18 protein-coding genes are annotated in these 19,090 nt (G+C 53.6%); 6 read left to right on the top strand and 12 right to left on the bottom strand.

What is annotated here, in order from left to right; all coding sequences use genetic code 11:
* Positions 1-140: 140 nt before the first annotated feature.
* From RGU75_RS02490 to RGU75_RS02525, 8 genes are all read right to left on the bottom strand, one after another.
* Positions 141-1,244 (bottom strand): porin, encoded by a 1,104-nt coding sequence (locus RGU75_RS02490; RefSeq protein WP_322232682.1) that lies wholly within the window; start codon positions 1,242-1,244, stop codon positions 141-143.
* Between the two features lie 477 nt (positions 1,245-1,721).
* Positions 1,722-2,555: an IS21-like element helper ATPase IstB gene (istB, locus tag RGU75_RS02495; RefSeq protein WP_322232684.1), complete on the bottom strand. Its 834-nt coding sequence runs from the start codon at positions 2,553-2,555 to the stop codon at positions 1,722-1,724.
* Entirely contained in the window at positions 2,552-4,087 is a 1,536-nt protein-coding gene (istA, locus tag RGU75_RS02500) for an IS21 family transposase (protein WP_322232686.1), read from the bottom strand. Before istA ends, istB begins: the two co-directional genes overlap by 4 nt.
* Positions 4,088-4,378: 291 nt before the next feature.
* On the bottom strand, positions 4,379-5,575 hold the full coding sequence (locus RGU75_RS02505; RefSeq protein WP_322232688.1) for an amino acid aminotransferase: 1,197 nt from the start codon (positions 5,573-5,575) through the stop codon (positions 4,379-4,381).
* A gap of 225 nt (positions 5,576-5,800) precedes the next feature.
* The gene (locus RGU75_RS02510; protein ID WP_322232690.1) at positions 5,801-6,256 is read right to left on the bottom strand and encodes a DUF2000 family protein; all 456 of its coding nucleotides are present in this window, start codon (positions 6,254-6,256) and stop codon (positions 5,801-5,803) included.
* A 62-nt stretch (positions 6,257-6,318) separates the two neighbouring features.
* Positions 6,319-7,038, bottom strand: a complete 720-nt coding sequence (locus RGU75_RS02515) for an NAD(P)H-dependent oxidoreductase (protein ID WP_322232692.1) — start codon at positions 7,036-7,038, stop codon at positions 6,319-6,321.
* Between the two features lie 15 nt (positions 7,039-7,053).
* The gene (locus RGU75_RS02520) at positions 7,054-7,800 is read right to left on the bottom strand and encodes an enoyl-CoA hydratase-related protein (protein WP_322232694.1); all 747 of its coding nucleotides are present in this window, start codon (positions 7,798-7,800) and stop codon (positions 7,054-7,056) included.
* Positions 7,797-8,525: a TetR/AcrR family transcriptional regulator gene (locus RGU75_RS02525; protein ID WP_322232696.1), complete on the bottom strand. Its 729-nt coding sequence runs from the start codon at positions 8,523-8,525 to the stop codon at positions 7,797-7,799. Before RGU75_RS02525 ends, RGU75_RS02520 begins: the two co-directional genes overlap by 4 nt.
* Before the next feature lie 391 nt (positions 8,526-8,916).
* On the opposite strand from RGU75_RS02525, the gene RGU75_RS02530 reads away from it, so the two are divergent.
* Positions 8,917-9,117 (top strand): hypothetical protein, encoded by a 201-nt coding sequence (locus RGU75_RS02530; protein ID WP_322232698.1) that lies wholly within the window; start codon positions 8,917-8,919, stop codon positions 9,115-9,117.
* 69 nt (positions 9,118-9,186) lie between these two features.
* Here RGU75_RS02530 and RGU75_RS02535 read toward each other — a convergent pair whose 3' ends face one another.
* Positions 9,187-9,495, bottom strand: coding sequence for a panthothenate synthetase (locus RGU75_RS02535; protein WP_322240177.1), 309 nt, complete (start codon positions 9,493-9,495; stop codon positions 9,187-9,189).
* Positions 9,496-10,110: 615 nt separating this feature from the next.
* Here RGU75_RS02535 and RGU75_RS02540 point away from each other — a divergent pair.
* Positions 10,111-10,311 carry a hypothetical protein gene (locus tag RGU75_RS02540; RefSeq protein ID WP_322232700.1) on the top strand — a complete coding sequence of 67 codons (201 nt, stop codon included), beginning with the start codon at positions 10,111-10,113 and terminating at the stop codon, positions 10,309-10,311.
* Positions 10,312-10,591: 280 nt separating this feature from the next.
* Here the strand turns inward: RGU75_RS02540 and RGU75_RS02545 are convergent, their stop codons facing one another.
* Both RGU75_RS02545 and RGU75_RS02550 read right to left on the bottom strand, forming a co-directional pair.
* Entirely contained in the window at positions 10,592-10,900 is a 309-nt protein-coding gene (locus RGU75_RS02545) for a hypothetical protein (protein WP_322232703.1), read from the bottom strand.
* A gap of 626 nt (positions 10,901-11,526) precedes the next feature.
* Complete coding sequence (locus tag RGU75_RS02550; RefSeq protein WP_322232705.1) at positions 11,527-12,471, bottom strand: alpha/beta hydrolase; 945 nt, start codon at positions 12,469-12,471, stop codon at positions 11,527-11,529.
* 381 nt (positions 12,472-12,852) lie between these two features.
* Between RGU75_RS02550 and RGU75_RS02555 the strand changes: the two genes are divergently transcribed.
* The 4 genes from RGU75_RS02555 to RGU75_RS02570 all read left to right on the top strand — a co-directional run bounded on the left by RGU75_RS02555 (position 12,853) and on the right by RGU75_RS02570 (position 18,245).
* On the top strand, positions 12,853-13,740 hold the full coding sequence (locus RGU75_RS02555) for a LysR family transcriptional regulator (protein ID WP_322232707.1): 888 nt from the start codon (positions 12,853-12,855) through the stop codon (positions 13,738-13,740).
* Between the two features lie 141 nt (positions 13,741-13,881).
* Positions 13,882-15,852 (top strand): aconitase family protein, encoded by a 1,971-nt coding sequence (locus tag RGU75_RS02560; RefSeq protein ID WP_322232709.1) that lies wholly within the window; start codon positions 13,882-13,884, stop codon positions 15,850-15,852.
* A 212-nt stretch (positions 15,853-16,064) separates the two neighbouring features.
* Complete coding sequence (locus RGU75_RS02565; protein WP_322232711.1) at positions 16,065-17,513, top strand: MFS transporter; 1,449 nt, start codon at positions 16,065-16,067, stop codon at positions 17,511-17,513.
* Between the two features lie 60 nt (positions 17,514-17,573).
* Positions 17,574-18,245 carry a glutathione S-transferase family protein gene (locus RGU75_RS02570; RefSeq protein WP_322232713.1) on the top strand — a complete coding sequence of 224 codons (672 nt, stop codon included), beginning with the start codon at positions 17,574-17,576 and terminating at the stop codon, positions 18,243-18,245.
* Between the two features lie 118 nt (positions 18,246-18,363).
* On the opposite strand, the gene RGU75_RS02575 is transcribed toward RGU75_RS02570, so the two are convergent.
* Positions 18,364-18,705, bottom strand: a complete 342-nt coding sequence (locus RGU75_RS02575; RefSeq protein WP_322232714.1) for a hypothetical protein — start codon at positions 18,703-18,705, stop codon at positions 18,364-18,366.
* Positions 18,706-19,090 lie beyond the last annotated feature (385 nt).

Here is a 19,090-nt window from a genome sequence, read left to right on the forward strand (position 1 = left end):
GTAACGATTTTTATGTTGGATTTTGGTAAATCCCCGACAAAGTCGAGGATTACCTTATGGATGGCTACAAGCGTTGAGGTTATTGATAAATGCGGCAGTTCCCCACAGTGAAGCTATCCATCGAACTTGTACTGTTCAAATTAAAACTTGTGCCGCAGACCGATACCTACACCGTTGCGCGTTGAGGCGGCATTGGCGCTGCCGGCTCCGAGGCTGGCGCCGGCAAACGGCATGACCCCGTTGACATCCTGGATTTCACCGCCGGACAGGGACGTGCGGTCGATTTCAACGTAGATATCTGTGCGCTTGGAGAAATTGTAATCAGCAACCGCATAGAGGGTCGAGACCCTGCCGCTGTCGCCTGCGGACGAAACGTTTTTAATCGAATCACTCATGTAGCCGAGGATAAAGCTAGTAACCGCTGTAGCCTGATACAAGATGCCCGCAGTCCACACGCTATCGGTACGCTTGAGCGTATTGCCTGCGTTGGAAAGCAAGGTGGTATTGGCAAGCGCCCCACCACTATTGGACGCCGCCTTGGCGAAACCAGGATCACGCTTGGCGTTGAAGTATTGCACGTACAGGGTCGCTGGACCAGCAACATACGATCCGCCCAAGCCGGCGACCTTGAGCAACGCAGAGTTGGCATCCTTCGATTGCTGATAAACGCCGCCGATGCTCAACGGGCCTTGCGTATAACTCAGTGCGGCACCGCTTGTTGCGCCAATGCTGGTTTGCCCTGCCCTCTCTCCGACCGAGTATTGAAGTTCAGCCGTGACCGGGCCAAAGCTCTTGGTGTACTTCAACGTGTTGTCAAAGCGGGTGCCATAGTAGAAGGAGGCCCATTCGTTTTCGTTGAAGTTACCAATCCCCAAAGGATCGTAGTTGCTCAGTAGGTCATTGGCAATACCATATTGGCGCCCAAGGTCGAGCTCACCCCAACTCTTGTCCTTTAGACCGACAAATGCCTGACGGCCGAAGATCTGCCCTTGCTGGTCAATCGCGCCATTGTTGCTCTGGAAACCGTTTTCAAGTTTAAACACGGCGGAGGTCCCTCCACCCAGGTCTTCCTCTCCCTTAAATCCAACACGCGAACCCTGAAAAGCCCCTTCGGTCATCGCCGTCTGGCTGCCTAATTTACCGTTTGATGTCACCTGATTATTTGTGTAACGGATGGCAGTATCGATCACGCCATACATCGTGACGTTCGTTTGCGCAAATGCCGTAGAGGATAATGTGCCCATTACGGACAGTGTTAATATTGTTTTTTTCATTGAATAACCCTGGATATAAGTTATAAAAAATTTTTCAGAAGCGAGACACAATGCGCACTAATGCGCACTTCTTCCACGCTTTAATTCCCCACACCTTTGCATGAGCGTTTCAAACGCTCTCTACCAGAATGACGTCAAATTATCTTCATAAATATCCTCGTGAAAATTCTAAAAATAAGAAACTAAGGCAATTGGAACGACTTGAATTTGATGTATTTTTTGATCAATATCAGACTGAATTTTCAGAGAAGATATGAAAGCAGCCCTTCTATGTCAATGCCGGAGTAAAGATGTACCAAATGGCGCGTTAAAAGTGTACCAATCCGGGTTAATAAATAGAGCCGTTGAGGGCCTGAATTATTCTCTTTTCAATGCACATTTCTATACTCTGCAGAGTTGGGGTGGCGGGCGCAGCGCAGCGTAGCCCGTTCCCTCAAGACGTTGCTTTTACGGGTTGGCCCCTCCTTTTTCAGCAGTGCTGTTTGGTTTGACATTGCGCTGTTGCCGTTTCTTGCTGGTGGCCAATCGATACGATTCGCCGTTCATTTCCAGGATGTGGACGTGATGGGTAAGCCGGTCAAGCAAGGCGCCAGTCAGCCGCTCCGAACCGAGGACGCTGGTCCACTCGTCAAACGGTAAATTCGAGGTCACCAGCGTGGCACCGTGCTCATAGCGTCGGCTAAAGACCTCAAACAACAATTCCGCACCGACCGCTGTGAACGGCACATAGCCCAGTTCATCGATAATCAGTAACTTCACGTTAGTCAGTTGCTTTTGCAAGGCACGCAGTCGTTTCTCGTCACGCGCTTCCATCAGTTCATGGACCAGGGCGGCGGCCGTCGTAAAGGCAACGCTGTGTCCTTTCTGACAGGCAGCTAATCCTAGTGCCAGCGCAGTATGCGTCTTGCCAACACCCGAAGGTCCTAACGCGATGACGTTCTCGCGCTTATCAATCCACTCACAGCGTGTCAGTTCGAGCACCAGGGATTTGTTTAAGGTTGGCATCGCCATGAAGTCGAAGGTATCCAGACTCTTGGTCACCGGAAACCTGGCCAGACGGATGCGCCGCTCCATCGTGCGGCGTTCACGGTCGATACGTTCGAGTTCGCACAACCGTAATAAATAGCGTGGGTAATCTACGCCTTCACGCGCGCAGTCGGCGCCGACCTTCTCATACTCCCGGGCAAAGGTCGGCAGCTTCAGGGCTTTGAAGTGGTTGACCAACAGTACCTGCGGTGCCACCGTGGTGGTCTCGGACAGCGCCGCGCTGTTGGCGTTCATGCGAGGTCTCCGGTAACAGGTTGCGTCAGTAGCGCATTCCCGCTGAGCAAGCTGAGGTAGCTGCCGGCATCGGTCGTGCCGACCGTGGCGTTCGGCAAATACGGATACAGGGTTAAATCCAGCTTGGGTGGTCGTCGTTCGATGGCGCACAATACTAGGTGTTTGATGGCATCAAAGCTGAGCACGCCCAGATGATGGGCCTGGCCAATGGCACGCTCGACTTGCCCGATGCTGAAGGTTTCCAGCAACCGCAGGACCTGGATATATTCCTTGCGCCCACGCTTGTCCATGCGCGCTTCCAGCAGGCGTCGCAATCGCTCGAAGGCCGCTGGTAATGCCCACTCTTGCAGCGGTGCAGCCTGGTCAAGCGCACGCGGCTTCCTCTCCAGCAACGCCAGATAGTGCAGCGGGTTCACCACGAAGTCCGCTTTGGCATAACTGCGACGATGGTGCGCAATGCACTCCGGATTGCCAACCAGATAGATGTCGACCCAGTCGACGGTGCCTTTGACCAGCACCGCCTGATGACCGTATTGCGTCGGTACCGAATAGTCGTTGGTGCGGTAACGGACCAACGATTGCGATGATACCCGGCTGGTTTGCTTGTGACTGGCGTCATAGAGCGTTACCGGCAACGGCATCAATGCCGCCCGGTCATGGATGAGGCGCTGGCCGATGGTGTCAGATTGACCACGCAGCACGGCACGCTGACGTTTCAGGCAGCCGTCCAGCAATTGGCTATTCAATGCAGCGAAGTCATCTGCCACCGGCAATGGCACCATGAAGTGGCGTCGGCTGTAGCCGACCAGTCCTTCCACTTTACCCTTGTCGTTACCTTTGGCGGGACGTCCGAATTTATCATCAAACAAGTAATAACTCTGCAATTCGGCAAAGGCATGGGTCCGTCGGCGCTGGCCATCGCCTAATATCTTGGCCACTGCAATCCTGGTGTTGTCGTACAGAATTGATTGCGGCACGCCACCGAGAAACGCGAAGGCAGCAAGATGACCGTCCAGAAAGGCTTCCGTGTCTTCGGTCGGATACGCCTTGACGAAACACGCATCCGAATGCGGCATGTCCAGGCAGAAATAGTGGAAGCGGACCTTCTTGCCGCCGATGTACCCGTCGGCTTCGCCGAAATCGACCTGGGCATGGCCGGGGCGATGCGCCAGTGGCATGAACACTTCCTTCTGCCGGCTGGCCACACCGTTGACGTACTCGCGCACCAGGGTGTAGCTACCGTCGTAACCATGCTCGTCACGTAATCGTTCGCGGATACGTACCGCCGTATGGCGCTGTTTCACATGGACTTGCTTATCGGCCTCGAGAATGGCGTCGATGATGGCTGCGAACGGTGCCAGCGTCGGAGAGACCGGGGCCGGCGCTCGCCGATATCCCGGCGGTGCCGCGAACTGGCACATCTTCCTGACGGTATTGCGATGGATACCGAAGTAGCGCGCAACCGCACGCTCACTCTTGTTCTCGACCATCACGGCGCGACGTACTTTGACGTATATGTCCACGGGAAACATCCTTTCCGCCTTTCTTATGCACCATCAAGGGCATAAGACTACAGGCTGGGATTGGTACACTTTTAACGCGCCATTCACGGCCGTTTCAAGTGCGCTATCCGGTACATTATTCACGCGGCATTTATACTTCTATGAACTACACCAGAATCAAGCAGCCACTGATGTAACGTCAGACGGACTGATGGCGCATGCACCCTCCCTTGGGCGAAAGTTGAAATACTGTTTGATCATCTCATCGGTGATATGCGGATCGCAGTTACGCCCGCCTGTAAGCGACGTGCCCCACTTCGTTCAGTCGACAATTACTTTCGCAATGGCCTCAGCGACGTACTCGACGTTTCGGCTATTAATGCCGGCGACGCAAATACGACCGGAGCGAACCAGATAGATACCAAATTCATCCCGCAAACGGTCGACCTGATCTGCAGAAAGTCCTGTGTAGCTAAACATGCCTCGCTGCTTCAGGAGGTACTGCAGATCCCAACCCGCAAGCCTGCTTGATAATGCATAGAAAAGCTTCTGACGCATCGTCTTGATCCGAACCCGCATGGCGGTAACCTCAGCCTCCCATTCTTCGCGTAGCAAAGGATCCAGAAGCACGCGAGCGACAATCTGCCCCCCGTGGTTTGGTGGGCTCGAATAATTCGTTCCTACCGTGCACTTCAACTGTCCGAGAACGCGCGCGGCTTCCGATTTGTCTGCGCAGACTACCGACAGGCTGCCGCATCGTTCACTATAGAAGGAAAGATTTTTGGAAAAAGAATTGCTAACGAGGAATCGCGCACCAGTTTGCGCCATCGCACGGATTACAAACGCATCTTCGTCAAGGCCGTCGCCAAAGCCCTGGTACGCCATATCAAGGAATGAAATCAGTTTACGATCGAGCACGACTGAGAGAATTTCTTCCCATTGATTATTAGAAAGGTCCGCGCCCGTCGGATTATGACAACAGGGCTGAAGGAGAATCACGGTTTGTTCAGGCATGCTCTTGAGCGCCGCAAGCATGTCGTCGAAACGAACACTGGCTGTAACCGGATCGTAATAGGGGTACGTCCTGACCTTAAATCCTGCACCCTCAAATATCGCATGATGGCTGCCCCAGGTTGGATCGGATAGCCATACCTCACTGTCGGGGAAGTAGCGTTTTAGAAAATCGGCGCCGACCTTTAGCGCACCAGAGCCTCCAACCGTTTGAATGGTGGCAATGCGACCGGAGGTTACCGCCTCATGCGACGCGCCGAACACCATGTCTTGAACGGCCTCTCGATACGCAGCAATTCCCTCCATCGGAAGATACGGCCGAGCATGGACCTCCAAAGCCAGCGCCGCTTCCGCCTTTGCAACTACCGGCAACAAGGGAATGCGCCCATCCTCATCATGGTAAAGACCAATCCCTAGGTTGATTTTGTGGGAGCGGGGGTCTTTCTGCAATGCATCAGTTAGGCCAAAGACGGGATCTCCAGCATAGGAAGCTATGTGGTCAAACATACTGTTTCTTTCCTTGAATTTATTCAGACCTGAGTAGCCTGAAATGATAAAACGATGAACGCAACCCAAGCATCAGTTGCTCCTGAGACAAGCCCAGATTACGATTGGAACCCATGCAAAGAAACCGGCGAAAGAGAGGCGTTCCGTTCCTGTGCACGCGTCTTCCACTTCGTAAGCTTCACCATCCTGAGAACGGGCTCCGCGAGGGCCATCCGCCATCAATTGCTAGGGATGCATGCGGGCACCGTCGGTGATCTTGTCAACCCGCTTCTTGCTGTCTCGCAAGGCGACGCCGACGATGCGAGCGTCTTCCTTCCCAAACTTGGCGAACACCGCTCGGTTTGCCCCATCGTGTCCCGTCGTAAACATCTCTTCGGTATAGGCGGATGTAGTTACCCCTTTTTCGATCGCTCGCCGGTGGATCGTGCGCAGCGTGTCGGCATTGGCCGCCATGCAAATGATCGGCTGGCGGCACAACCGGTTGTAGACCTGACCGTCGGCATCTACGTAGGGCTCGCCCATGATGTCCGGGTGCTGCGCGGCAATGCCACTGACCAGAAATGCCGTGACGTTTAGCTTCTGCCAGACAGGCAGATCCTCTAGCACGACAACGGCAATCTTCGTGTCGAATCGGACGACTTCAGTGGCTTCAGTGGCTTCGGATGGGAGGTTGGTTTTCATTGTTGACATAAAAAGTGATGTGGAAGATTAAAGGGACTCGCGGTCGCCGCCGAACGACTTCTTCAATACGACGGCTTGGTGACGCGCGGGCGAAACTGCTCGTCAAACGCCTCCAGCGATGGCATCGGAAGAGTGGGCCTCCGGTCGACTACGCGCATCTCGCGATCGAGCTGGTCCAGCATAGCGCCACGCGCCTGGTCATCGACATAGGGTACGTGGTGGGCATAGAACGGTTCGCACACGTCGAACCCCACGTATCCGAGGGTTCCCTGCAGCAGATGTCTCAGCATGCCGTTGAGTTCGCCATGGATAGCTTCTGGCCCGAACATGTGGCTTTGGCCTCCGAGCGAAGTGACCACCATCGCGCGCTTGCCTACCATACCGCCCTGGTCGTAGATACGGCGGCCGCCGAAGAAGGTACCCGAGAGGAAGACCCGGTCGACCCAGCCTTTGAGTTGCGCGGGCATCGAATACCAGAACAACGGGAAGACCAGCACCAGGAGTTCTGCATCGACGATCTTCTCAACCTCCGCGGCGATGTCCTTCGCGATGGTTTTGTGTTGCCAGCCATGCCGCTGCTCAAGGCTGTACACGAGATGGTCGGAGCGTTCGCGCTGGCCGAAGTCTGCGGCGGAAGCCACAGGGTTGAACTGGCTCGCGTGAAGGTCGCTTAGAGTGACCTGCCAGCCCGATTCACTCAGGGCGTGACATACTGTGTCGCGCATCGACCCGACGAACGACTTCGGCTCCGGATGGCAGTACACTACATGCACTTTTTTCATACTTCGGCCTCGTTATCAGTTGGGTTGACCGCTGCTGCGGCGCAACACTGTCTCGTTGATGGCAGCGATTTCCGCGTCGATCTGCGCCGTGTAGCCACCAGCGGGATGCAGCCAGCTTTTGATTTGACGCAAGGCATGAGCATCTTTGGCGGCGAGCATCCGTGCGCGCTGCCAAGCTGTCACCCGAACTTGGTCAGCTTCGGCAAGCTCGGTGACCAGGCCCCACTCATGCGCTTGCTTCCCTGTGAACGGCTCGCCGCCCATCAGTAGGCACCGTGCACGCTGGAGCCCGATGGCGCGCGCAAGCAGTATGCTGCTCGCGGCCTCGGGCGCGATGGCGAGGTCGACAAAGGGCAATCGCAGCGCAGCATCGGGGCTGCAAATCACCCAATCGGCATGAAGCATCCAAGTCACCCCGATACCTGCGGCGCTGCCATGCACCGCGAGCACTAGCGGCTTGCGTAGTTCGGCGATGGCATGCAGGAAACGCGGCACCGGGTCGCCGCGACCCTGCGGCCACTCGGCAAAAGCTTGAAGATCGTGGCCTGCGCAGAAGGCCTGACCGGTACCCGTCACGAGGACGGCCTTGACATCTTCCCGGGACTCGGCAAGCGCCAGGGATTCGGCAAGTGCTACGAACATGGGCATCGTGAGCGCATTGCGCTTGTCGGGACGATTGATCTCGATGTGGCAGATGCCGCCTTCGAAAGCGCATGCGATCTCCTGTGCCGACGTGGCCGTCACAACTTCTACCGAACTCATGAGGGATCCCCTTCGGGGTTAGTGTCGCTTGCCTCAAGCGCCAGCACCGCCGCCTTGACGTCGGTTTGAAAGCGCTGAAGCGCCTCCAACGGGTAGGGCCGCGAACCGAAGCCGGCCACGAACACGTCGGTCAACTGCTGGGTCGTCTCCTCGAGCGAGGGCTTGCGACCCGATGCGACATAGCCCCACAGCACGTGCTCCATGGCGCCATACACCATGTCTCGCATCAGACGGACGGGAATGTCGCCGCGCAACTCGCCGGTCGCCTGAGCTTCATGCAAGGCGCGCACGAGGGGCGCCGTGTACCGCCGCTTGAATTCCAGGATGACAGCGGAGAACGCCTCGTCGACCGTACGCCCCTCGCCCAACACCAGAGCGCAAAGTCCGGTGCCTTCCCCCATCAGATGCGTAAGGTGCCTGCGAATGACGAACTGCAGGCGCGCACGCATGCCGGGAAGCGCGGGCACGTCACGCTCCAGTTCTGCGCTGATCTCGTCGTACCAGCGGCGAAGCACCTCGATGCACAGTTGCCGCTTGCTGCCGAAGTAGGCAAAGACATTAGCCTCCGAGACACCGGCCTTTTGAGCGATCTCAGCGGTCGTTGCTCGCTCATAGCCTGACGCGACAAACACGGCTTGCGCGGCGACCATCAGGGCTTCGACTGTGCGCTCGGATTTCTGTCCTTTAGCCTTCCGTGTACCAGTCGTAAGAGTAGAAGATGGCATGATACCTCGATCGTTTGTAAGTGACACTCACAATATATATCAAAAGAAGATAAAAGGAAAAATCCTTATAAAAAGCAAGAAAATACTTGCATAAAGCAAATGTCGAATCAAAATAAATGAGTGTAAATCACATTTGGTGATGCCTTGGTTTTGACGACAATCGATGGACGCCAGATGTGCGGCCCGGGCGCACCCCGTCAGGCCCGTAATCGTGGTCAAGCTGCGCAGTCAAGGTCCGCAGGATTTCCTTGAGGTAACCTGAAAAAAACGGACACACGCGTTTGATAAACTGAATTCAAAGGAGTGCAGATGAAAAACGCAAAATAAACAATCTGAACTCGGTTCACGTTCTGGCGTCGAAGTAAATATAGACAACTATTCTGGAGGCATTATGAAACGTCTCTCTATTTTGCTGATGCTAGCCACACTATTGGGCGGGTGCGTCGCAGAACCATGGGGTCCCGGTGGTGGAGACTATTATCACGGCGCTGGCGGCGACCGCGGCCATGATCGAGACCGAGACAGGGATAGAGGTGGAGACGATTATCATCGGCCAGGAGATGGTTACGGCCGCGGTGATAGCTATCATTAGGACGTTTTTTTTGCGTTGCCGCCCTTCACAAAAGTTATATTATGTTGGGCGGCAATGTTGATGGAAACCCTAAAATCGCCACTTTCTACCCAGTTCTTCCAGCCCAGCTTTCTTCAAGTCTTCTGGCGACATGACTATTTCTAACTCCACATTGGCGTTAAAAGTCAGAAAGAATGGTTCAGCAATCATAGGAATTTTTGAAGAGTCGTCGACATCGACGATTAACAGGGCAGATCGTTGCCCATGTTGCTCGGTGAAATAAACTGCTTCCGGTTTTAACTCTTCTAGAATCTGGCCTATTTTCTGACCAGCAGATCCATCCCTGACAGAGTTACTAAATTCAGCATTAGGAAATTTGACATTCAGTAGCATTCGCATCATTACCTCCTGGATTGGTGTGTTTGTGCGGTCACTGGCTTTAATGCGTTTCTGTGAAGCGTATTTCCATTCTAGGATTTCTTGATTATTTCGCTAGTTGGCAATTCACTTATTTTCACAACTTCTGAGAGTTGACCAGCTTGCCCAGAATGCTGCAATGCATTGACATTGTTAAGTGAAAAATGATTTCCATCTTCCCACCCGTCATCCGATTGCCATACGTGAAAAAGCCCGCTAGATACTGCGGGCTTCTGAATTGGTGCTGGTATGTTTCCCGACCGCCAGCCCCGGTAGTGCGAATAAAACGCAGGCAAGGCTGCATAATAATTAGAAAGAATTACAGCGCCATGACATGAAGCAACGATTAGATGATTTTTATCCAAGTATTCTGCGAAAAAAATCCCCGCTTCAGACTACCGTGTAGCCGATTAAGGCGCTACTTGCTAGCCATTTGATTCTTGCATTAGCGGTTTTTATTGCCTAAAATTTATTTCTTTAAAGCATTACCAGGCTGCAAAAGCCTTCATCCGCATCGCCTACAGAAAATTCATTGAAACCGCTTACCGCTTAGCTTGTCCAAACATTTAACGACAACATCTATTGGAGGTGAATACTATGCATCAACATGTTGATTGGAAGGAAGCACCGAAAAGTGCGCGTTGGTGGGCAATTGATGCCAATGGGTATGCTCACTGGTTCCTTGCTCCGCATGTGGCTAGCTTTACTGATTTTTGGTTTGCGGAGGAAATACCGGCACCGACGTTCGGTTATCGGGATATTTGGCAAAAGAGTCTGACGGAGAGACCTCCGGAATAGGGATTTGCAACCTGCGAGATATTTGCTGAGATAGCATTGAGCGCTAAAAAGCCCGCTGTAAAGCGGGCTTGGTAAGTTTTTTATTATCCTATACCACTATACAACCGCGTACATCAACAAAACGCAAACGCCAACATAGCTGCATCCTCATCCAAAAATAGAAGGGCCGTAACTGACCAGAGCAACGCGTAAGCGGGCGCGCATCTGGCCATGAAGATTAGTCGCTTATTGAAGGACATTCTTTCTCACAATACATCACATTATTTTACTAATACACACATTAAGTCCCTACCTTTGGCTTCTTGCTATCGCTGTCGTCAAGTCGATCAATCCGCCTCTCGGCAACGTCCGCCAGCATGTGCGATGACGTTAAGGCGAGGCGCAGCAAGCGTTCCGTGTCAAGAATTGTCAACGTTGGCGCATCAGATGTGCCTTTATCCGAGTTGCTCATATGGGCCAGATCAATGCATGTCTGCACCCCACGGCAGACATCTACTGTGAGCGCATAAAATTGCGCCACCGGGTTATTTTTATGATGAGAAGGCAGCCATGTGAACGATTGATGAAATGCTTTGGACGGGTCGCTCATGATTGTGTCATCCTAACGTCACGGGCGAAATTATCCAAATTTGCGGGTGAAAATCCAGCAACGGCATTAACAGAATGACCTGAATTTTTCGGCGTCTCGACTGTACTGCTAAAAATAGCAACTGCATCACTTTCGCAGTTTCGTAGGTCGGATGCGATAGGTTTAACGATATTAAGCAATGTCTTTCCTTTGTGTGTATTTTTCATCCGCTTCCCGTTATCAAGCGGGTGGGCGGCAAAATGGCAGGGTTGATAAACTGGCACACAAAAGAAAACCAGCAAGTCCGCGGACTTCCCCGTCACCGCCGCCCATTGAGGCGAACGAAGACGACCGCACGAAAAAAAACGGCATTGCGCCGTTTGTGCGCTTTTGTGTATTCAGGTTATCAAGCCTGTTCCCTTTTTTATTCGGGGACGAAAAGAGTATAGAGCATTGCAACGCGATTTGTAAAATCGAGCACCACATTTTTCTAAAGATCGTCGGCTGTGGACGCGTCAGGCAAGGACAGGAAATACCACAGCATGAATGTAAAGTCCGGCTGAATTTTTATGAAGGGTATCGACCAATACCGTCAACACCCTTCTTGCATCTCTTACACTATGCTGTATCTTGACCGCACACCTGCATCAGGGAACGTCGAACATATTTCCTGCCGCGCTATGCGGACTCAACGATTGAGATGGGTACGAAGGTGTGCCATCGGACGGCACCTTCCGCCCGAGAAACGCGATGACTTCCGTACCGAAAACGTCGTTGCGATCACCAGCCACCATATGCCCTGCCGAGGTCACGTTCACATATTCACTATGCGGACAAAGCCGTAGAAAATCCTGCGCGCCCTCTTCGGTCAACACGTCCGACAAGCCGCCGCGCACCAGCAATGTCGGCAACCGAAGCCGACGTGCGCACTCTGTCAGCCGAATTTCGCGGGCGACAAAATCGTGCCGTTGCGGCCGAAACCGCGGGTCCCAATGCCAGCGATATTTGCTATCGCTGCCGAGTCGTACATTTTTGGCCAATCCATCGAGATTTTTTGGGGCCTCACGATGCGGCTGATAACTCGCAATCGCGTCGGCGACTTCTTGCAGGGAGTCGAATCCATCCGGCTTTAGGCTCATGAACGCCTGAATTTTGTCGATACCTTCGGTCTCGACACGCGGCGCGATATCCACCAATACCAGGGCCGTGGCATTGACATGTTCTTCACCAATCGCCACCAGGCTGGTTCCACCGCCCATTGATGCACCGACCAATACCGGCCGCCCTTTGCCCAGCGCGGCGATGACACACTTCAGATCCTCGACCATGACATCCTGACCGTATAATCCGTCCGGTGCCCACTCCGAATCACCGTGACCACGTGCATCAAAAGCCACCGCGTGATAACCCGCCGCGCCCAGTAGGCGACCAGTGCGCTTCCATGCGTGACGGGTCTGTCCGCCGCCATGTTGCAAGATCACCAAATGACCGCTGGGATCGCCCCATGAATCGCCTGCAATCTTCACGCCGCCAGCACCCTCCCACACATGCATAGGATCAATGGTTCCTGCTAGTCTTTTACCTGCGCTCATTAGATGATTCCTTTTGTTTAGTCGTATTTCTATTATTTGTAATGCGTGCAGAGCTTACGAATATGTGGTTAGCGCGATACCACGCTAATGCAACCGATGTCAGCGACGAAGATCATTCGGCAAGCCTCATCATGTCGGAAAATATGGGTGTTGATGGTTCAAACCTTATTATAAGGCCGCATCAGATTCGAGGGGTTCGCCCAGTCTGTCGATGACAATCACGTCGTTAAGCGAATTATTGACAAGCAAGAATGATGTCGTCTAGAGTAAGGAAAAAATTTATAACCTCCATGCGATCCAAACACCCTCTTCAAGCCTTTGGGCCAAATATGCAGTTGCGTCGTCTTCACCACATCTGACCTACACATCTGACCTACACATATGAAACGCCATATTGACGCTTATAGTCTTCAACTGCTGGTAACTGCCGCTCAGGAAGGATCGATCACGCGTGCTGCAGCCAAGGAGCATATCGCGCCCTCCGCACTGAGTCGACGCATAGCTGATCTTGAAGAGGCAATTGGTGCGCCGCTGCTGGTGCGCTCGCCACGCGGCATAACCTTGACCGAGGCGGGACACCTGACAACCGCGCTGGCGACCAGAATTGAGGGTGATCTGGAAGCATTGGTGCGTCAAATACAGGCACTAAGCGGCGAGATCGCCGGCACTGTCAGATTGTTTGCCAATCCGTCGTCGGTAGTGGGCTTTTTGCCCGAACGACTCAAGCGTTTTGCTGCGCAATATCCGCATGTGGACGTGGCATTAAGTGAGGGCAGCAGTATGGAAATCGTGCGCGCCTGCCTGGACGACCGCGCTGATCTGGGGATCGGCGTCAATATTCAGATACCGGCAGGCATCGAGTCGTGGCACTTTGCGGACGATCCGCTGCTGGTGGTATTACCTGCCGGTCACGTACTGGCAAAGAAGAAGAGCCTGCGTTTCGCCGAAGTATTGGCGTATCCGTTAATTTCGATCCATATCGGTGGCACGCTGGATTTATTATTGCATGAGCGCGCCGCGGCTGCATCGAGAACGCCAAAATTTGCGGTGTCTGTCAGCAGTTTTGATGCTGCTTGCCGGATGGTCGAGGCTGGGCTTGGCATTACCGTGCTACCCGAAAGTGCGGCATCTGCATACGCGGGTGCGAATCGCTTCGTGCGCCGTTTACTGGACGAGCCTTGGGCTGGGCGCGAATTACGACTCTTCGCCTTGCGTAAAACACCACGTCCGCGCGTGGTCGATGCTTTGATCGACGTGTTGCAGGGCTAGGCCAAGGTTGTAAGAGTGAGAGAAAATCGAACCTGGAATGGTCGCCTCCCGGGGGCATCGTCGCCCGCGATGCCCCCCTTGCTGACAAAGCACTTCCTCTAAAAGTGTTTGTAACCGTAAATTGCGTCTCAGGAGACTGACATGACACAACTTACGCTCACAGGGCGAATCCTTTTTCTTAGCACTGACCCGACTATTATTACAGCGCAACTTGCTGGGAGCGACCTGGTGTTGTCGCAAGCAGGAAAGCTACGCGATGATATTTCTACCGATGAAATCACGCCGATGCCAGTGCTGGTGCATTACGACGAGAAGCTCGCCGCCTATCCTTATGTGGGCCTGAAAGTCGGCGATAGTTTGCCGATTGGCCGCAACGCGGTGCGCTCAGCGGACTTCAGCGTGACCGTTGCGGGCAAAAACTATGGCAAGGGCTCATCCCGCGAGCACAGCCCGGTGGCGGAGCGCGCTGCGGGAATTCAACTGGTGATCGCCGAAAGTTTTGCGCGTATTTATCGTCAGAATGCGGACAACGTCGGTTTATTCACATCCACCGATTTTTCTCTGATTGAACGCATTCAGCGCGGCGAATCGATTGACATCGCAGAAATTGTCGGCTCGCGGGATACGCTGGCGGCGGCGATCCTGCGTTGCGGCGGCTTATTGCGCTATGGGCAACAGCGCATGCGGTCGGTATCGGCCCTCGCACCGTCACTCGACAGTCACCAGCCCAAAACGCTTTTTGAAAAAATTTTGGCACGTCATGCGATCAAGACCGATGACGTGGATGGCGCATTGCAGCACGGCAGCGGCGCATTCGTACGGGCCGACTGGCGCTTCATCGTCGATTATTACACCGGTATGTGTGCGCACATGCTGCATTCAAGCTTTGGCACGCCGCTAGTCTTGCATCAGCCTGAGGCCATCGTCACCTTCGAAGATCATCTGTCCTACGCCGAGCGCAGCCCGATGCATGCAACCAACGGTTTGTTACCGGATTTGCGTGGTCTGTCGATTGCTCACCGCACTTTTGTAAAAGATTACGGCTTGCGCTCGCATGGTCATTTGCGAGATGACTGGGCGCATGGCGCTGAGGGTATCTCGCATCCGATCATGACAGAGACTTACGCGCTGCCGGGCCAAGTGCTGGTCGGCACCGATTCTCATACGCCGCATAGTGGGTCACTCGGCTGTGTGGCTTTTGGCGTCGGCACCACCGATATGGCTAACGCATTTGTGACCGGCGCCGTGCGCATCACGGTTCCGCAGGTGATGCGCGTTGAATTGACCGGCCCCATCCCGGCCGGTGTGACGGCAAAAGATATCGTGCTGTATCTGCTTGCGCATCAGGACATCAAGGCCGGTGTTGGCGCTGGACGGGTATTTGAATTTGGTGGATCGGCAGTCACGCTGATGAGTACGGACGAACGCGCAACCCTGACCAATATGACCGCCGAGTTAGGGGGATTTACAGGAATCGTCGCACCCGACGCCGAAACGGTGCGCTTTTTGCGAGAGCGACGAGACGTAGAATTTATCATCGAACCGTGGATGTGCAGCGATCCTGGCGCTAACTATGCTCACGTGATCACAGTTAACTGCGCCAAACTCACGCCAATGGTCGCGCTTCCCGGTGACCCGGGAAACGGCATTCCTTTGCACCAGTTATCGGATCGGGTGGAGGTCGATATCGCCTACGGCGGCTCCTGTACGGCAGGCAAACGCGAGGACTTTGATCATTATCATGCCGTATTGTCGTGGGCTGCAAAACATGATCTGCGTGTGGCTGACGGCGTCAAACTCTATCTGCAGTTCGGCACAATTGCAGTGCGCGACTACTGCATGGCGCAAGGTTATATGGCGGCCTTTGAAGCGGTCGGTGCGGAGATTCTGCAACCGTCATGCGGTTCCTGTGCGAATTGTGGGCCGGGCGCATCAACGGCATCCGATCAAATTACGGTGAGTGCGATCAATCGCAATTTTCCCGGACGATCAGGTCCCGGACAGGTGTGGCTGGCCAGTCCGCCCACTGTGGTTGCCAGCGCTATCGCCGGTGAACTGATCTCGTTCGAAGAACTTTGTCAGCGTTACACACATCAGACAGCGTCAGCATGACATGATGAAAATTGCACTTTTTCTGGGCGATGGAATCGGCCCCGAGAGGGGGGAGGCAATCGCGCAAGCGGTTCATGACACCCAACCTTAGCTATTGAATATTGACTGTAGACGTTAGCTGTATCGACAGGATTTAAGCGCAAAAGTTTGCCGTGTTGCTGCGGTAGTGTTGTGTAAATCCTGATCAAATTAAAAATAGATGGAGACAAGACATGGCCTATTCACCCCCTTTTTCTTCCGCGTCGCTAGCGACTGTAGAGGTTGCACACTTAACCGCGCCAACGGTGCCACTCGACAGCGGCAGTATTTCCGCCAGACTTGATCGTCTCCCCGCTTCGCGAACAGTATGGAAACTCATCGTGCTGTTGAGCCTTGGCTTCTTTTTTGAAATTTACGATTTGTTGTTTACCGGATATATTGCACCAGGTCTGGTCAAAAGTGGGATTCTCACGGCTACCACGGCCGGGTTGTTCGGTACTTCCGGTGTCGCCAGTTTTATTGCTTCGCTATTTTCCGGACTATTTGTCGGCACGATAGCTTGCGGCTTTCTGGCAGATCGTTTTGGACGTAGAGCCATTTTTACCTACGCCTTGCTGTGGTACGCAATCGCCAATACAATCATGGTGTTCCAAACGACGGCATTAGGCCTCAACAGCTGGCGCTTTGTATCAGGCCTTGGGATCGGCGTCGAACTGATCACCATCGGTACCTATTTATCTGAACTGGCCCCAAAACACTTGCGCGGACGAGCCTTCGCGGTATGTCAGGCAACCGGCTTCGCAGCGGTTCCCGTAGTGGCTTTCTTATCGTATCTGCTCGTACCAAACGCGCCTTTCGGCGTGGCTGGCTGGCGCTGGGTCGTGTTACTGGGCGGTTTTGGCGCAGTGTTGGTGTGGTGGATCCGTCGCAACGTGCCAGAAAGTCCACGCTGGTTGGCAAGCAAAGGTCGCCTGAAAGAAGCAGACGAGATCCTGCGTGCGCTAGAACTCAAAGTACAAACAGAAACTGGCAAACCGTTGCCTGCGCCCGGCCCGTCGGAACCAATCGCCGTTGTGGGCCGCTTTGTTGACATGTGGAAACCGCCTTACCGCAAGCGTTCCATTATGCTGATTATTTTTCACATCTTCCAGACCATCGGTTTTTTTGGCTTTGCCAACTGGGTACCAACCTTGCTGGTCAAACAGGGTATCACCGTCACCTCCAGTCTTCTTTACACAACGCTGATCGGTTTGGCAGCACCTATCGGTCCGTTAATTGGCTATTGGATTGCCGATCGTTTCGAACGTAAACATGTGATCGTCGTGATGGCGGGTGTCAATGTCGTGTGCGGACTGATTTTTAGCCAAGTCAGCGCACCGGCGATGATCGTGGCACTGGGCATCTCTCTCACGCTGGCGGGCAATATTATTTCTTTCACTTATCACACCTATCAGCAGGAACTCTATCCAACCGGCATCAGAGCGCGCGCGGTTGGTTTCGTCTATTCATGGAGCAGACTGTCGGCCGTGTTGAGTTCTTTTGTCATTGCCCATATTCTTGGGCGATTCGGGGTCGAGGGCGTATTCATCTTCATCGCCGGTGCGATGCTGATCGTGATGATCACCATCGGTGTGATGGGACCGCGCACCCGGGGCAAATCGCTCGAAAGCATTTCGCATTGAAAATGATAGACTCCATCGCAAAGCCCGATATCAGCGGCTACAACTTTGGAGCAATGAATCGTGATTACTTTGTATCACTGCATGAGCGCACGCTCGTTCCGACCACTTTGGATGTTGGAGGAACTGGGTATTCCCTATGAATTAAAGATGCTGCCGTTCCCGCCCCGCGTGCTCGCACGGCCTTTTCTTGCCATCAATCCTTTAGGCACGGTTCCGGCCTTCTCCGACGACGCCACGCAGATGACCGAATCGACCGCCATTTGTCAGTATCTGGCGGCCCGATTTTCACCAAAATCCTTAAACGTGGAGATTGATGAACCGGACTTCGGGGCGTATCTGAATTATCTGCATTTTGGTGAAGCAACGCTGACTTTTCCGCAAACGTTAGTGTTGCGCTATGGGCGGTTCGAATCACCGGATCGACTGTTACCGCAGGCGGTAGAGGACTATACAAAATGGTTTCTGGCGCGCCTGAGAACGCTCGAAACCCTATTGGCGCAACAGAAATTTTTATGCGCGGGACGCTTTACTGCCGCCGACGTCTCGGTTGGCTATGCGTTGTTACTGGCGGAACATCTGGATTTGAGCCAGCGCTTTACGCCCTCAGTTTTGGCCTATTGGGAGCGCCTGCGAAGTCGGATAGGATTTCAGCGCGCCATACAAGCGCAAGAGCGGGCAGCCATCGATCAGGACGTTTCGTTGATACCTGCGCCAGATGTGTTGCCGCCCTGAATATGTTAAGAAAATATTCTGCGGAAAGATGCGAAGCGAAACAAGCGTGCTCTGAATTGAAGATCGCTGAACGTCCCTCCACATCAAACTGCGCCAAGCGCTGATACCCTGTTTGGGTCTATGCGGCGTCCTTGCCACCCGTGTCACCACGAGTGGTATCCCGCGTATCAATAAGTCGATCAATACGCTCCGCAGCAATCTCGGCCAGCATCTGAGATGACGTTAAAGCGAGACGCAGCAAGCGTTCCGTATCAAGAATAGTCAACGTCGGTGCATCACATGTATCTCGATCCGAATTACTAGAATGGACCAGATCGATGCATGTTTGTATGCCTCGGCAGACATCTACTGTCAGCGCATAAAATTGCGCAGCGGGATCATGTTTATGTTGGGATGGCAACCATGTGAACGATTGATGAAATGCTTTTGATTCCGGTGTCTCTCTAGAACGGTCGCTCATGATTGTGCCGCCTTACCGGTTTGGCTAATAAGGTGTTTGATAGTTTCGAAACGGTTGCGAATAGGCGAGATATTGCTAAGCATGTTGTGACTTCCGTAGGTAGCAGTTAAACCGCATCCCGCGATCAAACGGGGTGGGCGGCAAATAACGAGGTTGATCGACCGATACCTACAGCAACCGGCAACCCGAAGGTTCCCCATTATTGCCGCCCAAAGAAGGCGCAACAACGCTACGCACAAAAAACGGCATTGCGCCGTATGTACGCTGTAGGTATGGCAGGCGATCAAACCCGATCCCTGTTTTTTTCAGGGACCAGAAGAGTATAGAGCATCGCTGGGCATTTTGCGAAGTCTTGATTACCTAATGATTCCGCACATGAGCTGTT

Source organism: Glaciimonas sp. CA11.2, assembly GCF_034314045.1.
Taxonomy (GTDB): Bacteria; Pseudomonadota; Gammaproteobacteria; order Burkholderiales; family Burkholderiaceae_D; genus Glaciimonas.

What these genes read in the sequence shown, in the direction of transcription:
- RGU75_RS02490 (WP_322232682.1), bottom strand. Translation starts at nt 1,244, where the DNA reads ATGGGCACATTATCCTCTACGGCATTTGCGCAAACGAACGTCACGATG.
- istB (WP_322232684.1), bottom strand. Translation starts at nt 2,555, where the DNA reads ATGAACGCCAACAGCGCGGCGCTGTCCGAGACCACCACGGTGGCACCG.
- istA (WP_322232686.1), bottom strand. Translation starts at nt 4,087, where the DNA reads ATGTTTCCCGTGGACATATACGTCAAAGTACGTCGCGCCGTGATGGTC.
- RGU75_RS02505 (WP_322232688.1), bottom strand. Translation starts at nt 5,575, where the DNA reads ATGTTTGACCACATAGCTTCCTATGCTGGAGATCCCGTCTTTGGCCTA.
- RGU75_RS02510 (WP_322232690.1), bottom strand. Translation starts at nt 6,256, where the DNA reads ATGAAAACCAACCTCCCATCCGAAGCCACTGAAGCCACTGAAGTCGTC.
- RGU75_RS02515 (WP_322232692.1), bottom strand. Translation starts at nt 7,038, where the DNA reads ATGAAAAAAGTGCATGTAGTGTACTGCCATCCGGAGCCGAAGTCGTTC.
- RGU75_RS02520 (WP_322232694.1), bottom strand. Translation starts at nt 7,800, where the DNA reads ATGAGTTCGGTAGAAGTTGTGACGGCCACGTCGGCACAGGAGATCGCA.
- RGU75_RS02525 (WP_322232696.1), bottom strand. Translation starts at nt 8,525, where the DNA reads ATGCCATCTTCTACTCTTACGACTGGTACACGGAAGGCTAAAGGACAG.
- RGU75_RS02530 (WP_322232698.1), top strand. Translation starts at nt 8,917, where the DNA reads ATGAAACGTCTCTCTATTTTGCTGATGCTAGCCACACTATTGGGCGGG.
- RGU75_RS02535 (WP_322240177.1), bottom strand. Translation starts at nt 9,495, where the DNA reads ATGCGAATGCTACTGAATGTCAAATTTCCTAATGCTGAATTTAGTAAC.
- RGU75_RS02540 (WP_322232700.1), top strand. Translation starts at nt 10,111, where the DNA reads ATGCATCAACATGTTGATTGGAAGGAAGCACCGAAAAGTGCGCGTTGG.
- RGU75_RS02545 (WP_322232703.1), bottom strand. Translation starts at nt 10,900, where the DNA reads ATGAGCGACCCGTCCAAAGCATTTCATCAATCGTTCACATGGCTGCCT.
- RGU75_RS02550 (WP_322232705.1), bottom strand. Translation starts at nt 12,471, where the DNA reads ATGAGCGCAGGTAAAAGACTAGCAGGAACCATTGATCCTATGCATGTG.
- RGU75_RS02555 (WP_322232707.1), top strand. Translation starts at nt 12,853, where the DNA reads ATGAAACGCCATATTGACGCTTATAGTCTTCAACTGCTGGTAACTGCC.
- RGU75_RS02560 (WP_322232709.1), top strand. Translation starts at nt 13,882, where the DNA reads ATGACACAACTTACGCTCACAGGGCGAATCCTTTTTCTTAGCACTGAC.
- RGU75_RS02565 (WP_322232711.1), top strand. Translation starts at nt 16,065, where the DNA reads ATGGCCTATTCACCCCCTTTTTCTTCCGCGTCGCTAGCGACTGTAGAG.
- RGU75_RS02575 (WP_322232714.1), bottom strand. Translation starts at nt 18,705, where the DNA reads ATGAGCGACCGTTCTAGAGAGACACCGGAATCAAAAGCATTTCATCAA.